The organism is Noviherbaspirillum denitrificans (assembly GCF_002211445.1).
GTDB lineage: Bacteria > Pseudomonadota > Gammaproteobacteria > Burkholderiales > Burkholderiaceae_D > Noviherbaspirillum > Noviherbaspirillum denitrificans.
In genome coordinates, this window is record NZ_LSTO01000001.1 from 810,788 (window position 1) to 826,316 (window position 15,529).

The following is a 15,529-nucleotide window of genomic DNA, read 5'->3' on the forward strand; positions in this document are numbered from 1 at the left end:
TTCTTGCCGTGCTCGGCTTCGATCCAGTCGCGCCGGACCTCCTTGCACTCCGTTGTGAAATGGACATCGCAGCCCTCAATGCCGAGCTTTTGACGCTCGAAATGGATGGCCAAATCGAGATGCTCCCGGGCGGATTGGTCCGCCGTCTCGCAACATCCTGAAACGGAATCTGCTGTCCCGGTTCCCCTTTTTGGGATATGCTGTAATCGTAAGGCCCGATAAACCTTGTACTGTCGCTGGCATGACATGCCTTTTTTCCTGTGCGTTTTAACAGGAATCGCATCGCGGGAATGTCATTTTTTGCAACCTGGTCGCGGCGCCGCCTTCCGGCAAAACGGCCTTAACGCTACAGTAAATCATGTTTGACGTTCTCGTTTATCTCTACGAAACCTACTACCGCCCCGATGCCTGCCCGGATTCGGAAGCGCTGGTCAAGAAGCTGTCCGCAGTCGGTTTCGAGGAAGAAGAGATTTCCAAGGCACTGGGCTGGCTGACCGACCTCGCCGAGGCAACCAACGAGTTTGCCGAAAGTTATCCGCAACAGACCGCCTTCTCCTTCGGCATACGCATTTATGCCCAGCAGGAAATGGATGTGCTCGGCACGGAAGCCGTCGGTTTCCTGCAATTCCTTGAATCCGCAAAGGTCATCGACCCGATCCAGCGCGAGATCATCATCGAGCGCGCGCTCGCCGTGAGCGAATCGCAAGTGTCGCTGGACAAGATCAAGGTCATCGTCCTGATGGTCCTGTGGAGCCAGGGCAAGGAACCGGACGCGCTGATTTTCGACGAACTCTTCTCAACCGAAGACGAGTCCGAACCACGCCTGATGCATTGAAGCAGGCTCTCTCGACGCGCGGTTGCGGCCGCGCTTTCCGTATTTGTTTCCACTCCGCCAAACCGGGCGGTACTTGACATTTCCTTTTCGCCTCGCTTGCGGTTTTCGCCGCAACCCGCTTATCATTGGCCGCTAAAAGCCCGGATCGTTGATATATTGGTAGGGTTTGCAGCCGAGCAACGATTGAAGCTGCGCGAATTGCTGTCTATATATATTAGGCGCGCGAGTGCGCCACCATCGAGACCAATCCTATGACTAAGACCCTCATCATCGCAGAGAAGCCATCTGTCGCGAACGACATCGCGAAGGCGCTCGGCGGCTTCGCGAAGCACGATGAGTACTTTGAATCCGACGAGTACGTCCTGTCCTCCGCTGTCGGCCATCTCGTCGAGATCGGCGTGCCGGAAGAATATGACGTCAAGCGCGGAAAATGGACCTTCACCCACCTGCCGATGATCCCGCCGCACTTCGCGGTGACGCCGATCGCGAAGACGGAGTCGCGCCTGAAGGTGCTGACCAAGCTGCTCAAGCGCAAGGATGTCGGCGCCGTCGTCAATGCATGCGACGCGGGCCGCGAGGGTGAGCTGATCTTCCGGCTGATCATGCAGTACGCGAAGGCCAAGCAGCCGATCCAGCGTCTCTGGCTGCAGTCGATGACGCCGGGCGCGATCCGTGACGGTTTTGCAAAATTGCGCGATGACAAGGACATGTTGCCGCTTGCCGATGCCGCACGTTGCCGCAGTGAAGCGGACTGGCTGATCGGCATCAACGGCACGCGCGCAATGACCGCCTTCAACTCGAAGGACGGCGGCTTCTACCTCACGACCGTGGGCCGCGTGCAGACGCCGACGCTATCGATCGTGGTCGAGCGTGAAGAGAAGATCAAGAATTTCATCCCGCGCGATTACTGGGAAGTGCGCGCCGAGTTCGTGTGCGCCGCCGGCATCTATGAAGGCCGCTGGCTGGACACGAAATTCAAGAAGGACGAAACCGATCCGGAAAAGAAGGCCGAGCGCCTGTGGAGCAAGGCTGCCGCCGAATCCATCGTCGCGGCCTGCCGCGGCAAACAGGGTACGGTCACCGAGGAAGCGAAGCCGGCCACGCAGCTGTCGCCCGCGCTGTTCGACCTGACCAGCCTGCAGCGCGAAGCCAACTCGCGCTTCGGTTTTTCCGCCAAGAACACATTGGCACTGGCGCAGGCGCTCTATGAAAAGCACAAGGTGCTGACCTACCCGCGTACCGATTCGCGCCACCTGCCGGAAGACTACCTGCAGACGGTCCGTCAGACGCTCGATGTCGTCGCCGAGAACCACAACTATCACCAGTACGCGAAGCAGATCATCGACAAGAACTGGGTGAAGCCGAACAAGCGCATCTTCGACAACACGAAGATCAGCGACCACTTCGCGATCATCCCGACGACGCAGGCGCCGAAGAACCTGTCCGAGCCGGAACAGAAGCTCTACGACATGGTGGTGCGCCGCTTCATGGCGGTGTTCTTCCCTGCTGCCGAGTACATGGTCACGACGCGTTACACGGAAGTGTCCGGCCACACCTTCAAGACCGAAGGCAAGGTCATGACCAATGCCGGCTGGCTCGCGATCTACGGCAAGGAAGCAGCGAACGACGAAGACAAGGACAAGGAAAACGCCGGTACGCTGGTGCCGGTCGCCAAGGGTGAAAAGGTGAAGACCGAGAAGGTCAACGCCAACGGCCTCGTCACCAAGCCGCCCGCGCGCTACACGGAAGCGACGCTGCTTTCCGCGATGGAAGGCGCGGGCAAGCTGGTGGAAGACGAAGACCTGCGCGAGGCGATGGCCGGCAAGGGCCTCGGCACTCCGGCGACGCGCGCAGCGATCATCGAAGGCCTGCTCAACGAGAAGTACCTGCTTCGCGAAGGCCGCGAACTGATTCCGACGGCCAAGGCATTCCAGCTGATGACGCTGCTGCGCGGCCTCGGCGTGGATGAACTGACGCTGCCCGAGCTGACCGGCGAATGGGAATACAAACTGTCGCAGATGGAGCGCGGCAGGATCAGCCGCGAAGAGTTCATGCGCGAGATCGCGCAGATGACGCAGATCATCGTCAAGCGCGCGAAGGAATACAACAACGACACCATCCCCGGCGATTACGCGACGCTGAAGACGCCGTGCCCGAATTGCGGCGGCGTGGTGAAGGAAAACTATCGCCGCTTCGCCTGCACCAAGTGCGAATTCTCGATGACCAAGATCCCCGGCAGCCGCCAGTTCGAGATCGCGGAGGTCGAGGAATTGCTGCAGAAGCGCGAGATCGGTCCGCTGCAGGGATTCCGCTCAAAGATGGGCCGTCCGTTCGCCGCGATCCTGAAGATCGTGCGCGACGAGGAGAACAGCAACTACAAGCTGGAGTTCGACTTCGGCCAGGCGCAGGATGAAGGCGAAGACGGCGAAGGCGTCGACTTCAGCAACCAGACGCCACTCGGCGCCTGCCCGAAGTGCGGCAGCGGCGTGTACGAAATGGGCCTTGCCTATGTCTGCGAAAAGACCGTGGCGAAACCAAAGGCGTGCGACTTCCGCAGCGGCCGCATCATCCTGCAGCAGGAAATCGTGCCGGAACAGATGGCCAAGCTGCTCAATGACGGCAAGACCGACCTGCTGCCGGGCTTCATCTCGCAGCGCACGCGCCGCCCGTTCAAGGCTTACCTCGTGAAGGACAAGAACGGCAAGGTGAGCTTCGAGTTCGAGGAGCGCAAGGCCAAGGTGCCGGCAAAGGGCAAGGCTGCCGCCGAGGAAGAAACGCAGGAAGAAGCGCCGAAGAAAGCCGCAGCGAAAACCGCCACCAAGACGGCGGCGAAGACCGCGGTGAAGAAACCGGTTGCGAAGAAGGCAGCGGCCAAGAAGGCAGCCTGATCTCCTGACACAAGGAGCCGTCCATGAACGAGATCATCGACACCAGCCCGTCAAGGGATGAACGCAATCTCGCCATGCTGGCGCACCTGCTCGGCATCTTCAGCGGCTTCGTCGGCGCGCTCATCCTGTGGCTGGTCAAGCGCGAGGATGACGGCTTCGCCGCGCAGGAAGCGCGCGAGGCGCTCAACTTCCAGATCACGGTCGCCATCGCCATGATGGCGGCCTTTGTGCTGAAGTTCGTACTGATCGGTTTCCTGCTGGTGCCGCTGGTCTTCCTTGCCAACTTCATCTTCTGCCTGCTCGGCGCGCTCTCCGCGGCCAAGGGCAAGGCGTATCGCTATCCCCTGTCGATTCGCCTCATCAGCTAAGGTAACAACGTTGTAAGGTGGGTAGAGCGAAGCGAAACCCACCAATCACCATATCTCGAGCGCATGTGGGTTTCGCTTCGCTCTACCCACCCTACGGTTCTTTAGTTCCCCAGATAGGTCTTGATGACGGCGCCGTCATCGAGATCGGCCCAGCCATTCTCCACCGTCTTGCGAAATATTTCGAGCGCAGCATCCCCGAGCGGTGTTGCGAATTGCGCCGTATCGGCCATCGCGGTGGCGAGCGACACGTCCTTGGTGAGGATGTGCGCGAATGCGCGCGGCGAGAAGTCATCCTTGAGCACGCGCGCCATGCGGTCCTGGAAAATCCATGAATGCCCGCTCGACGCGCAGATGACCTCGAACAGCCGTTGCGGATCGAGGCCGATCTTCATGCCGAGCGCGAGCGCTTCTGCCCCGGCGACGAGGTTGATCCCGGCGAGCAGGTTGTTGACCAGCTTGGTCCTGGCGCCGTCGCCTATCGTCGCGCTGATATGGAACTGCTTGTCGCTAAGAGCATCGAGCACATCGCGGTAGCGCGCGAGGAGTTCGTCCTCGGCCGCGATCATCATGCTCATCGTGCCGGCTTCCGCGCGTGCAGGTCCGCCAGAGATCGGCGCATCGATCATTGCCACGCCGTGCGATGCCAGTCTCTCTGCACAGCGGACCGTGTCCTCCGGCGCAATCGTGGAGCACAGCATCACGCACTTGCCTGCGTCTGAAATGGTGGCAATGCCGCCGTCGCCGAACAGCACCTCGTCGATCTGCTGCGCATTAACCACCACCACGATCACGAGGTCGGATTGCTGTGCGAGTGCGGCAGGCGTCGAACAGGCCGTCATGCCGAGCGAGATGGCTTCGGCTTCCGCTTCCGGCCGGATGTCGCGCACCCGCACGTGGAATCCCTTGCCGTGCAGATTTCTTGCCATCGCCATTCCCATGGCACCGATGCCGATGATTCCTGCCTGCGTGCGTGGATGCATGTTCGATCCGTGTTTCAGTCGAGAAAATTCCATTCGGAACCCGCACCGTAACGCAATGGTCGAACAGTGACAAGCATCAAAGCGCCCATGCGGCGCAAGCGAACCTTCCGGAGGACAAAATGCTTTCACGCAGACTCATTTCGATCGCAGGTGCATTCTCCCTCGCACTGACCATCACCGCATGCGGAACGACGACCCGGCAGCAAGTGGGTATCGGTACCGGCGCAGTACTCGGCGGTGTGGCCGGCAGTGCCGTGACAAATGGCAGTACTCTCGGCACGGTTGGTGGCGCAGCCGTTGGCGGCGTCATCGGCAACGAAGTCGCGAAGAAGAAAAAGTAAGAAGTTGTAACGCCTCGGTGCGCGCCGACGCCCCGGTCGCGCGTACCGCTCCCGCCTTCATCCTCCGCAAGCCCATAAATGACGGGGCTGCCCGCTCACTCGCCTGCTCCCTAACGCGCTGGAACGCCTGCGCATACCGCGCTGCCCCTCGGAAAGCACGCCGGAACTTTCGCTAGTTGAAAGATTCTACACACTCGCTTACATGCCAATTTGGCATGAATGGCTCTCGTGCTTAGCGTTCTTGATAAAGGAGATTCTTATGTTGAAATGGACTATCCCCCTGGCATGTGCTCTCGTCCTGGCAGCTTGCGGAACCGGAAAAATGTCGGGCACTTCGTCCGGGTCGTCAGCGACCTCGCCGAGCTCGTCTTCGGGCGCCTCCGGCAGCTATGGCACGTCAGGCAGCTCCTCGTCCTCGTCGACCAGCCCGAGCAGCTCGTCCGGCATGTCTTCCGGCTCGTCCTCCGACAGCACCTCCGGCTCGGCGACCCCGACTGGCCAGGGCGCGACGTCCGGTGCGGTTCCGGGTACTCCCGGCAGCTCCAGCCCGACGAGCGGCAGCACGTCCACCTCGAAGTAATCGCCTCACCCGCGTGCTGCGGCATCAATGTCCTTCATGGGCAAGCAGGAAGCGCTTGCGGTCCAGGCCGCCCGCATACCCGGATAGCGCGCCCGAGATGCCGAGCACCCGGTGGCACGGCACGATGATCGAGACAGGATTGCGTCCGATCGCCGTGCCCGCCGCGCGGACCGCTTTCGGATTCGCCACGCGCTGCGCGATCGACATATAGGTCGTCGTCTCTCCATAGGGCAGCGCCTGCAATGCATCCCACACGGCATGCTGGAACGGTGTGCCGCGCATATCGAGCGCCACGTCGAAAACGGTGCGCTTGCCCTCAAAGTATTCATCCAGCTGCCGAATCGCTTCCCGCAGGTGCGGGTTGGACGCGTCGCGCCGCCATCCCTGCGGACCATTGAAATACTTGTGCTCCTCGAAGTAGAGGCCGCACAGTCCGTCGGCCGTTGCAGCCAGCAGCAGCGTGCCCATCGGGCTCGGGTGTTCGGTGTAGTCGATCATGTCATGCCATCCACAAGGCGAGTGCCGCATAGCCGCGCCACGGAGACCAGGCGGCGGCGCGTGCGGCGAGTTGTTTTTCGGTGAGACGCGCGCCTTCCCCGGCGGCCGCCTTCTGCAAGCCAAGGTCGCCCGCGGGGAAGGCATCCGGATAGCGCAGCGCGCGCAGTGCGATGTAGTGCGCGGTCCAGTCGCCGATGCCGCGCACGGATTTCAGGCGTTCGACCGCATCGTGCAGCGACAAGCCCGGGCGCAGCTGCATGCCACCCTCGGCAGCGAAGCGTGCAAGGTTGCGTATGGTTTCGGCACGCGTCGCGGGCAGGCCAATGGCAGCGATTGCCTGTGCGTCGACATAGGCCAGCGTGACTGCCTGCGGGAAGTGGTGGGTAACGCCGGAGAAGGGCGTGTCCGCGGACGTGCCGAAGCGCTGCACCAGACGTCCCGACAAGGTCGTGGCGCCGGCGACGCTGACCTGTTGCCCGAGCACTGCGCGCACCGCCAGCTCGAATGCATCGAAGGCGCCCGGCACGCGCAGTCCGGGCATGGCGGAGATGCGTTCTTCGAGCAAAGGATCATGCGCGAGATGCGCCTCGATCACCGCGGGATTGGCATCGAGGTCGAACTGGCTGCGCACGCGCGCGATCAAGGGCATCAGGTGTGCCGCGAGCGTGGCGGAGACTTCCAGTTCGAGCTGCTGCCGCGCCTGCGCATGCGTGACGCGCAGCCACCCACTGCTGTCGCCGATTTGCACGGAGCGCGCATAGGCGCCGTCCTGCACCAATTCCACGCCGGCGATGGCCCTGCCCGACAGGTAGCGCAGCAGGTGTTCCCATTGGTAGGGCGGCCGGTAGGCGAGGCGCAGCACGAGGGCATCGCGCCCGGTGGCCGCCTCCTTCGCCTGTGCGCGCCGCACGTCGCCGGGCGCCAGACCGTAACGCTCAGAGAACAGCGCATTGAAGCGCCGCACACTGCCGAAGCCCGCAGCATATGCCACATCCGTCATCGGCATGTGCGTCTCCTGCAACAGCTTCTTGGCAAATAACAAGCGCTGCGTCTGAGCCAACTCCACCGGCGTGACGCCGAAATGCTGCAACAGCACACGGCGCAACTGGCGCGACGAAAGGCCGACCTCTTCAGCCAGGCGCTCGACGTTGCCGTCGTTCAGCGCGCCCGCCGCAATGCGCTGCCAGACCGCGTGCGCGAGATTTTCCTGCAGTGCATACGGCGCGAGTTCCGGGCGGCAGCGCAGACAGGGACGGAAACCCGCCGCTTCCGCCGCGGCAGCGGTGCCGAAGAACAGGCACGAGGATTCGCGCGGCGTCTTCACCGCACACACGGGGCGGCAGTAGATGCCGGTCGTCTTCACGCCGGTGAAAAACACGCCGTCGAAACGGGCGTCGCGCGCGGCAAGGGCGCGGTAGCAGCTTTCGCGGTCGAGTGCGGGAAGGGTCGGGCATACGGAGTCCATGCGGACGTTATACGCGCGCGCGCTCGGACGGTCTAGCCGTTTTCGGACACCTGAAGAACGCGCAGTGTGACGCATTGCAGCACGCGCTTGTTTCGCTTTCTTTACACGACCCAACCAACGGTCACCGTAGTTTTACTACTTTCCTGACAACACACCATCGGGTAATCTGGCCGGAGCCTGATTTCATCCGTGTCGTGACAGGGCAAATCCTTTTGCCCAAGACGTCCCGTTCCTGCTTGTTGGGCGTTGTTCCCGAAACCGATGCCGCCAGGCACCAGAACAATCAACAAGAGGAAGAGACAATGATTCGACACCACCTGATGGCGGCGTTCGCCGCGCTTTGCTGCACTACTGCTCTCCACGCAAAAGACATCAAGATCGCCCACGTCTACGACAAGACCGGCGCGCTCGAAGCCTATGCGAAACAGACGCACACCGGCTTCATGATGGGCCTCGAGTACGCCACCAAGGGCACCATGGCAGTCAACGGCAACAAGCTGGTGGTGATCGAGAAGGACAGCCAGGGCAAGCCCGACGTGGGCAAGGCGCAGCTTGCCTCAGCCTATGCCGACGACCGCGTCGACATCGCCGTCGGGCCGACCAGCTCGGGCGTCGCGCTCGCGATGCTGCCGGTGGCAGAGGAATACAAGAAGATCCTGCTGGTCGAACCTGCCGTCGCCGATGCGATCACCGGCGAGAAGTGGAACCGCTACATCTTCCGCACCGGCCGCAATTCGTCGCAGGATGCGATCTCCAATGCCGTGGCGCTGGACAAGGCCGGCGTCTCCATCGCCACCATGGCGCAGGACACCGCCTTCGGCCGAGACGGCGTGAAGGCGTTCAAGGAAGCGCTGAAGAACGCCAAGCTGGTGCATGAAGAGTACCTGCCGGGCAACACCACCGACTTCACCGCCGGCGCGCAGCGCATGTTCGATGCCCTCAAGGGGCAATCGGGCCGCAAGGTCATCTTCGTGATCTGGGCCGGCCCGTCGCCGATCGGCAAGCTGGCCGACCTCGACCCGAAGCGCTACGGCGTGGAAGTCGCGAGCGGCGGCAACATCCTGCCCGCGATGGCCACCTACAAGAGCTTCCCCGGCATGGAAGGCGCGGCCTATTACTACTACGGCATCCCGAAGAACCCGGCCAATGACTGGCTGGTCGCCGAACACCAGAAGCGCCACAACTCGCCGCCGGACTTCTTCACCGCGGGCGGCATGTCGGCGGCAATGGCCCTCGTCGAAGCGCTGAAGAAGACCAATGGCGACACCAAGACCGACACGCTGATCACCGCGATGGAAGGTATGAGCTTCGACACGCCGAAGGGCAAGATGACCTTCCGCAAGGAAGACCACCAGGCGATGCAGTCGATGTACCACTTCAAGATCAAGGTCGATCCGAAGGTGGAATGGGGGATTCCGGAACTGGTGCGGGAGATCAAGCCGGAAGAGATGCAGGTGCCGATTACGAACAAGCGTTGATCGACGCACGGACCGGTTCCTTCCCCCAGCAAGGGGGAAGGAGCCGCTATGCGATGTGCTGCCTACAAGGACGACGCATGTCCCTGCATTCCATGAAAAAAACCTCGCTCGAAACCCGCGACCTCACTATCCGCTTCGGCGGCCATGTCGCTGTCAACGCCGTCTCCTGCGCCTTCCAGGCCGGCACACTGACCGCGATCGTCGGACCGAACGGCGCGGGCAAAACTACCTACTTCAACCTGATCTCCGGCCAGCTCAAGCCGAGTGCCGGACAGGTGCTGCTGAACGGGAGCGACATTACGTCGATGCCTGCCTCCGCACGCACGCATGCCGGCCTTGGCCGTGCGTTCCAGCTCACCAGCCTGTTCCCCAACCTCAGCGTGATGGAAAACGTGCGCCTCGCCTTGCAGTCGCGCGCCCACCTCGGGCTGGACTTGTGGAATGTCTGGAACCGGCACAAGGCGCTGATCGAACGCGCGGAGCAGGTGCTGGAAGACGTTGCATTGGCAGCGAAACGCGACGCGCACGCTGCCGCCCTGCCCCACGGCGACCAGCGCAAACTGGAAGTCGGCCTGCTGATGGCGCTCGATCCGGACATCTTCATGTTCGACGAGCCGACGGCGGGTATGAGCGTGGATGAAGTCCCGGTCATCCTCGACCTCATCCGCGGGCTGAAGAAGCAAACCCACAAGACCATCCTGCTGGTTGAGCACAAGATGGATGTCGTGCGCGAACTGGCGGACCGCATCATCGTCCTGCACAACGGCACGCTGATGGCCGATGGCGACCCGGAGACCGTAATCGCCTCGCCCATCGTGCAGCAGGCTTACCTGGGCACGGCGCCCGTCGAGGAGGCAGCGGCATGAGCGAGGCGTTGCTGAAACTCGAAGGCGTGCATACGCATATCGGCGCGTACCACATCCTGCATGGCGTCGATCTTGAAGTGCCGCGCGGCCAGCTCACCATGCTGCTCGGCCGCAACGGCGCGGGAAAGACGACGACGCTGCGCACCATCATGGGCCTGTGGCAGGCGTCGCAGGGCCGCATCAGTTTCGACGGACAGGACATCACGAAGCGCAGCACGCCGGACATCGCACAGGCGGGCATTGCCTATGTGCCGGAGAACATGGGCATCTTCGGCGACCTGACGGTGAAGGAAAACATGCTGCTCGCCGCGCGCAGCGCCGGTCGCATCGAGCAGTTGGACGAGAAGCGGCTGGAGTGGATTTTCGGATTGTTCCCGGCGATGAAGAAATTCTGGCTGCATCCGGCCGGCAAGCTGTCGGGCGGACAGAAGCAGATGCTGGCCGTCTCGCGTGCGATCGTCGAGCCGCGCAAGCTGCTGCTAATCGACGAGCCGAGCAAGGGACTGGCGCCCGCGATCATCGCCAACATGATTTCGGCGTTCCGTGAATTGAAGCAAACCGACACCACAATCCTGCTGGTGGAGCAGAACTTCAATTTCGCGAAGCAGCTCGGGGACACGGTGGCGGTGATGGATGATGGACGGATCGTGCATCGCGGGGCGATGCGGGAACTGGCGGAGGATGAGGGGTTGCAGACGAAGCTGTTGGGGTTGTCGCTGGCTGCACATCATTGACTAGTAGTTCGTCCGTAGGGTGCGCCTCGCGCACCGGTGCCCTTGCTACCGCGTTGGTGCGCGGGGCGCACCCTACTTCTTTATCTGGATGGACTAAAAGCGGGAGAGAACATTCGCATGGAACAAGCAACGACGTTACCCGCCGCCGCAAGCCCAAACCCGCGGCTTTACACCCAAATCGACTGGGCCCCGCTCGCCCTCGTCCCCGCGCTCGCCTTCGCCGCGCTGCCGCTGATCGGCTCGTCCTCGACCTGGATCACGCTCACCGCCGCCGGCCTCGCAATGGGCATGATCATCTTCATCATCGCCTCGGGCCTGACGCTGATCTTCGGCCTGATGGATGTGCTCAACTTCGGCCACGGTGTGTTCATCGCACTCGGCGCATTCATGGCGGTGACAGTGCTCGGCACCATGCCCGGATGGATGGGTTCCGGCAACCTGCTGCTGAACCTCGCCGCGATCGGGGTGGCGATGCTGGGCGCGATGGTGACGGCGGGTGCCATCGGGCTGTTTTTTGAACGCGTGATCGTGCGCCGCGTGTACGGGCAGCACCTGAAGCAGATCCTGATCACGATGGGCGGCATGGTGGTGGGCGAAGAACTGATCAAGGTGTTCTGGGGACCGCAGCAGATTGCGCTAAACCTGCCGGCCTCGCTGCGTGGCGCGATCCTGTTCGGCGATTCGGCGATCGAGAAGTACCGCCTGTTTGCGGTGGTGGTCGGACTCGCCGTGTTCACCGCGATGATGATCGTGCTCAACCGCACCAAGCTCGGCCTGCTGATTCGCGCCGGTGTACAGGACCGCGAAATGGTGGAGAGCCTTGGCTATCGCATCAGGCGGCTGTTCGTTGGCGTGTTCGTCGCCGGTTCCGCGCTGGCGGGGCTGGGCGGTGTGATGTGGGGGCTGTACCAGCAGAGCGTGATTCCGCAGATGGGCGCGCATGTGAACGTGCTGATCTTCATCGTCATCATCATCGGCGGGCTCGGCTCCACCGGCGGCTGCTTTCTCGGCGCATTGCTGGTCGGCCTGCTGGCGAATTACACCGGCTTCCTCGCGCCAAAGGTGGCGCTGTTCTCCAACATCCTGCTGATGGTCGCCATCCTGCTGTGGCGCCCGCAAGGTCTTTACCAGGTCACCAACCGATGATCCGTCAACTCCTTTCCCACGACCTGCCGCGCAACCGGCTGCTGACGGCGGTGCTGCTTGTCATCCTGGCCGGGCTGGCGTTCGCGCCCTTTCTCTTCCCCGGCGCGAAGGCGCTCAACGTGGCGGCGAAGATCCTGATCTTCATCGTGCTCGTCGCCAGCTACGACCTGCTGCTCGGCTATACCGGCATCGTATCCTTCGCACATACGATGTTCTTCGGCATCGGCGCCTACGGCATCGCGATTGCCAGCACGCGCATGGGACCGGGCTGGGGCAGCCTGCTGGTCGGTGGATTGTGCGCGGTCGCGTTGTCGCTGCTGCTGTCTCTGATCATCGGCCTGTTCTCGCTACGGGTGCGCGCGATCTTTTACGCGATGATTACGCTGGCGGTCGCGTCGGCATTCCAGACGCTGGCGTCGCAACTGTCGCAGTTCACCGGCGGCGAGGACGGCCTGAACTTCAAGCTGCCGGAAATGCTGTCGCCGGCCTTCCAGCTGGCCGAGGAACAGGTGCTGGGTGCGTGGCTGGACGGCAAGTTCATCACGTACTACATCCTGTTCTTCACCACGGTGCTGCTGTTCCTGGCGATGCTGCGCATCGTGAACTCGCCCTTCGGCCGCGTGCTGCAGGCGATCCGCGAAAACGATTTCCGCGCCGAGGCAATCGGTTACCGGATCGTGGTGTTCCGCACCCTGTCGAATGTGCTGGCCGCGGTGTTCGCCACGCTCGCCGGCTGCATGCTGGCGATCTGGCTGCGCTACAACGGGCCGGACACCTCGCTGTCTTTCGAGATCATGGTGGACATCCTGCTGATCGTGGTAATCGGCGGCATGGGGACGATGTATGGCGCGATCTGCGGCTCGGCCATCTTCCTGCTGGCGCAGAATTACCTGCAGGACCTGATGCGCATCGCATCCGGCACCGCGCAAGGCCTGCCGCTGCTGCCTGCGCTATTGTCACCTGATCGCTGGCTGCTGTGGCTGGGGATCCTGTTCATCCTGTCCGTGTATTTCTTCCCGACGGGTATCGTCGGCAAACTGCGCACCTGGAGGCAATGATGACGCCAACTTCGCATTACCTGCGCTGCTGCGAGCGCGAAATCCATTACGTCGAGTGGGGGCGCAAGGACGCGCCGCCGCTCATCATGTGGCACGGGCTGGCGCGCACCGGGCGCGATTTCGACGACATCGCGGCGGCGCTGTCGGACACTTGGCGCATCATCTGCCCGGATACCATCGGGCGCGGGCTGTCGCAGTGGAGCCCGGACCCGGACAAGGAATACTGCCTCGCGTTCTACGCTAAGCTGGCGGCCTCCCTGGTCGACCAGCTCGGCTTCGAACAGGTGCGCTGGGTCGGCACCTCGATGGGCGCGGCGATCGGCACGGTGGCCGGCGCGACCACGCTGAAGGGGCGCATCAGCCATCTCGTGCTGAACGACAACGGGCCGTCTCTCGCCAGTGCGGCCATCGAGCGCATCAAGGCTTACGCCGGCAATCCGCCGCAATTCGATACGGTGACGGAACTGGAGAATTTCTTCCGCACCGCCTACAAGCCTTACGCCTGGCAAAGCGATGCGCAGTGGCGCCGCATGGCCGAGACCTCGACGCGCCGCATGCCGAACGGGAAAGTCACGCCGCACTACGACCCGGCCATGGTGCGCCAGTTCATCGTGTATCCGGATGATTACGACCTGTGGGAAGAGTACGACGCGCTCGACATGCCGGCGCTGGTGCTGCGCGGCGAAGAGTCGGACCTGCTGCTGCAGGAGACGGCGGAAGAAATGACGCAGCGCGGACCGTGCGCCGAGCTGGCGGTCATTCCCGGCTGCGGGCATGCGCCGGCGCTGAATGTGCCGGATCAGATCGAACTGGTGCGCGAATTCCTGGCAGGTGAGTAAAGAAGTAGGGTGCGCCGGGCGTACCGATGCCCTTGCTACGGCCATGGTGCGCAGGGCGCACCCTACGATCTAGTGCGCCAGCATGTGCGCCGCCAGTGCGAGCAGCGCCGGCACCGTCTGCACGAACAGGATGCGCTTCTGCACGGTGACGGCGCCCCAGATACCCGCGACCGCCACGCATGCCAGACCAAACACCGCGAACGCGTTGGCGATTGCCGCATCGGGATGCAGCAGGGCCACCGCGAGCGCGGCGGCGAGGAAGCCGTTGTAGCAGCCCTGGTTGGACATGGCCGGCGCCATCATCTCGACCTTGTCCTTGTCCAGCCCGAACACCTTGCGCCCGCGCGTGCGGAACATCACGGTTTCCAGCAGGACGATGTAGACGTGGATCAGCAGCACAACGCCGATCAGGATGTTGGCAATGAACAGCATGGTCCCTCCCTTTTTTATTCTGGCAGGGGAAGCATACACCGCCGTTCACGCCTCCTGCAGGCCGGCGCCTGCCAGCCGGCTTTTCGCGAACTTGACGTTGGCGCGGCCGCTGTTCTTGGCGTCGTACATGGCGAGGTCGGCGCTGCGCGTGAGCGACTTGGCGTCGGTACCATCGCGCGGATAAATGGCCGCGCCGATGCTGGCCGAAATATTGAAGGTGTGGCCGGAAATGCGGTAAGGCATGTTCAGCCGCTGCAGCACCTTGTCCGCCACCACCGCGACGTCGGCCTCGCCTTCCACTTCCGGCAGCAGGGCGACGAATTCATCTCCGCCCAGCCTTGACGCCGTATCCGACTCGCGTACGCTGCCGCGCAGGCGCTGGGCGACTTCCTTCAGCAGCAGGTCGCCGTAGCTGTGGCCGTAGTTGTCGTTGACCGGCTTGAACTTGTCGAGGTCGATGAAGAGCAGGGCCACGCATCCGCCGTGCCGCTTGGCGGTGGCGAGCGCGAGCTGCAGGCGCTCATCCAGCAGCTTGCGGTTGGGCAGGCCGGTCAGCGGGTCGTACAGCGCGAGCTGCATCGCCTGGTTGGCCGCGTGCAGGGCGCGTGCCCGGTCGTCGAGGAAGATCCATACCAGCAGGGCCAGCAGCAGGCTGATGCTGACGCCGGCCTGCAGGATGAGCTGCGTGCGGCCAGACTCTATCCTGTACACGAACACCGGCAGCGCGGCGATGGCGACACTCCATGCGTGGTTGGCCATTTCGATGCGGGTCACGTCACGGTAGCGGAAACTCGGGGACAGCGCCTGTACATCCGTGCGCGCATCGAACATGCGCGTCTCCTCGTCCAGGCTGCCGTTGTCGTAGATCTCGATATCGATGTCGATGCCGATATTGTCGAACAGCCCGCGCATGAAATCGCCCATGCGAAAGGGCGCATACACCCAGCCCTTCAGTTCCCGCCGCTGCGCCGGCGTTGCGCCCATCATCTCGTAGGGCATCTCGTCCTTGTAGACCGGCAGG

At 62.8% G+C, this 15,529-nt stretch carries 17 protein-coding genes; 11 read left to right on the forward strand and 6 right to left on the reverse strand.

What is annotated here, in order from left to right:
- Positions 1 to 59 precede the first annotated feature (59 nt).
- The 4 genes from AYR66_RS29850 (at position 60) to AYR66_RS04100 (ending at position 4,091) form a co-directional block, all read left to right on the forward strand.
- The gene (locus AYR66_RS29850) at positions 60 to 161 is read left to right on the forward strand and encodes a DprA-like winged helix domain-containing protein (RefSeq protein WP_234815008.1); all 102 of its coding nucleotides are present in this window, start codon (positions 60 to 62) and stop codon (positions 159 to 161) included.
- Positions 162 to 358: 197 nt separating this feature from the next.
- The gene (locus tag AYR66_RS04090; RefSeq protein ID WP_088706473.1) at positions 359 to 835 is read left to right on the forward strand and encodes a Smg family protein; all 477 of its coding nucleotides are present in this window, start codon (positions 359 to 361) and stop codon (positions 833 to 835) included.
- 251 nt (positions 836 to 1,086) lie between these two features.
- A complete protein-coding gene (locus tag AYR66_RS04095; RefSeq protein ID WP_088706474.1) occupies positions 1,087 to 3,723 on the forward strand; it encodes a DNA topoisomerase III in 2,637 nt (878 codons plus the stop codon).
- Between the two features lie 23 nt (positions 3,724 to 3,746).
- Positions 3,747 to 4,091, forward strand: a complete 345-nt coding sequence (locus AYR66_RS04100; protein WP_088706475.1) for a DUF4870 domain-containing protein — start codon at positions 3,747 to 3,749, stop codon at positions 4,089 to 4,091.
- Between the two features lie 101 nt (positions 4,092 to 4,192).
- Here the strand turns inward: AYR66_RS04100 and AYR66_RS04105 are convergent, their stop codons facing one another.
- Positions 4,193 to 5,071: an NAD(P)-dependent oxidoreductase gene (locus AYR66_RS04105; RefSeq protein ID WP_170942055.1), complete on the reverse strand. Its 879-nt coding sequence runs from the start codon at positions 5,069 to 5,071 to the stop codon at positions 4,193 to 4,195.
- 119 nt (positions 5,072 to 5,190) lie between these two features.
- Here AYR66_RS04105 and AYR66_RS04110 point away from each other — a divergent pair, with 119 nt between their 5' ends.
- Positions 5,191 to 5,412, forward strand: a complete 222-nt coding sequence (locus AYR66_RS04110) for a glycine zipper 2TM domain-containing protein (protein WP_088706477.1) — start codon at positions 5,191 to 5,193, stop codon at positions 5,410 to 5,412.
- A 387-nt stretch (positions 5,413 to 5,799) separates the two neighbouring features.
- Here AYR66_RS04110 and AYR66_RS28720 read toward each other — a convergent pair whose 3' ends face one another.
- The 3 genes from AYR66_RS28720 to AYR66_RS04125 are packed head-to-tail and all read right to left on the reverse strand — an operon-like array spanning position 5,800 to position 7,955.
- A complete protein-coding gene (locus AYR66_RS28720; protein ID WP_170942056.1) occupies positions 5,800 to 5,976 on the reverse strand; it encodes a hypothetical protein in 177 nt (58 codons plus the stop codon).
- A 40-nt stretch (positions 5,977 to 6,016) separates the two neighbouring features.
- Positions 6,017 to 6,490 (reverse strand): methylated-DNA--[protein]-cysteine S-methyltransferase, encoded by a 474-nt coding sequence (locus AYR66_RS04120; RefSeq protein WP_088706479.1) that lies wholly within the window; start codon positions 6,488 to 6,490, stop codon positions 6,017 to 6,019.
- A 1-nt stretch (position 6,491) separates the two neighbouring features.
- On the reverse strand, positions 6,492 to 7,955 hold the full coding sequence (locus tag AYR66_RS04125) for a DNA-3-methyladenine glycosylase 2 (RefSeq protein ID WP_088706480.1): 1,464 nt from the start codon (positions 7,953 to 7,955) through the stop codon (positions 6,492 to 6,494).
- A gap of 302 nt (positions 7,956 to 8,257) precedes the next feature.
- Here AYR66_RS04125 and AYR66_RS04130 point away from each other — a divergent pair, with 302 nt between their 5' ends.
- The 6 genes from AYR66_RS04130 (at position 8,258) to AYR66_RS04155 (ending at position 14,076) form a co-directional block, all read left to right on the forward strand.
- Complete coding sequence (locus tag AYR66_RS04130; RefSeq protein ID WP_088706481.1) at positions 8,258 to 9,433, forward strand: substrate-binding domain-containing protein; 1,176 nt, start codon at positions 8,258 to 8,260, stop codon at positions 9,431 to 9,433.
- Positions 9,434 to 9,510: 77 nt separating this feature from the next.
- On the forward strand, positions 9,511 to 10,299 hold the full coding sequence (locus tag AYR66_RS04135; RefSeq protein WP_234814740.1) for an ABC transporter ATP-binding protein: 789 nt from the start codon (positions 9,511 to 9,513) through the stop codon (positions 10,297 to 10,299).
- The gene (locus AYR66_RS04140) at positions 10,296 to 11,033 is read left to right on the forward strand and encodes an ABC transporter ATP-binding protein (protein ID WP_088706482.1); all 738 of its coding nucleotides are present in this window, start codon (positions 10,296 to 10,298) and stop codon (positions 11,031 to 11,033) included. The genes AYR66_RS04135 and AYR66_RS04140 overlap by 4 nt, the downstream gene beginning before the upstream one ends.
- A 117-nt stretch (positions 11,034 to 11,150) precedes the next feature.
- Positions 11,151 to 12,179, forward strand: coding sequence for a branched-chain amino acid ABC transporter permease (locus AYR66_RS04145; RefSeq protein ID WP_088706483.1), 1,029 nt, complete (start codon positions 11,151 to 11,153; stop codon positions 12,177 to 12,179).
- The gene (locus AYR66_RS04150; RefSeq protein ID WP_088706484.1) at positions 12,176 to 13,237 is read left to right on the forward strand and encodes a branched-chain amino acid ABC transporter permease; all 1,062 of its coding nucleotides are present in this window, start codon (positions 12,176 to 12,178) and stop codon (positions 13,235 to 13,237) included. Before AYR66_RS04145 ends, AYR66_RS04150 begins: the two co-directional genes overlap by 4 nt.
- Positions 13,225 to 14,076, forward strand: a complete 852-nt coding sequence (locus AYR66_RS04155) for an alpha/beta fold hydrolase (protein ID WP_420093124.1) — start codon at positions 13,225 to 13,227, stop codon at positions 14,074 to 14,076. The genes AYR66_RS04150 and AYR66_RS04155 overlap by 13 nt, the downstream gene beginning before the upstream one ends.
- Positions 14,077 to 14,145: 69 nt before the next feature.
- On the opposite strand, the gene AYR66_RS04160 is transcribed toward AYR66_RS04155, so the two are convergent.
- Positions 14,146 to 14,508, reverse strand: a complete 363-nt coding sequence (locus AYR66_RS04160) for a DUF1304 domain-containing protein (protein ID WP_088706486.1) — start codon at positions 14,506 to 14,508, stop codon at positions 14,146 to 14,148.
- Between the two features lie 45 nt (positions 14,509 to 14,553).
- The coding region (locus AYR66_RS04165) for a sensor domain-containing diguanylate cyclase (protein ID WP_206047047.1) at positions 14,554 to 15,529 on the reverse strand (976 nt) is incomplete at its 5' end.